This is a genomic window from Facilibium subflavum (genome assembly GCF_003574485.1).
Lineage (GTDB): Bacteria > Pseudomonadota > Gammaproteobacteria > Francisellales > Francisellaceae > Facilibium > Facilibium subflavum.
On sequence record NZ_QLIT01000292.1, the window covers coordinates 1 to 740 of the forward strand.

1 protein-coding gene is annotated in these 740 nt (G+C 35.8%); it reads right to left on the bottom strand.

The genetic code is table 11. The annotated features are described in order from the left end of the window. Positions 1 to 510 (bottom strand): IS982 family transposase (locus tag DNK84_RS13460; protein WP_119344985.1); only part of this gene is annotated, 510 nt, incomplete at its 3' end. Between the last annotated feature and the right edge of the window lie 230 nt (positions 511 to 740).

Genomic DNA, 740 nt, shown 5'->3' on the forward strand with positions numbered 1-740 from the left:
ATCTGTTGTTGCTTCAGTGACTTTAAAAGCCATAATCTCACCTTTATCATTGATCACTAAATGAAGCTTAAACCCAAAGAACCAGCCCGTGGTTGATTTTGATTTCTTTGCTAACCCATCAAAAACTTTATGCTGTTTCTCGCGCTTTATATGACAGACTTTAATGGGTGTGGAATCAATAAAATAAATACCTGTTTTTTCACCTTGAAGAAGATGCATCATAAAACACAAGGGAACAAGCATAGACTTCTGTAGCTCAACAAAGCGGTTGTAGCTGACTGTGTTAGGGAAGCTGTCTTTCATATGTACACAAACATGATCCAGATAAAAATGCTTGAAATTGCGATAGTGACTTTGGTGGAATAATATCATAATTGTCATCACTTCGCTGTCGCTCATAGTTGTTTTACGGTAGCGCTTTCGCTGCTGTGTTTCAATTAAGTTTTGTTGCCAGGCTGGCATAAATTCTTTGCAAAAATCATCGACAAAACAAAAGATAAGTTCTAGCATAACACTCCATGAGGTTGGTGTTTTGTTTTCAGCTCCAGAAATACCTTTTGGAGAAAAAAATTTCAACCTCATCACAGTATATTTATGCATGCTTTTTAATCTTTTATATCGAACTCACGTTATAAATAGTTACACTAACTATTGAGAGTGAAGGAGATACTGACAGGATTTGTGAAATTCTTGATTGTGGGGGCAAACTTAATGGCACTAAGTTAAGGAAAAATATGAAC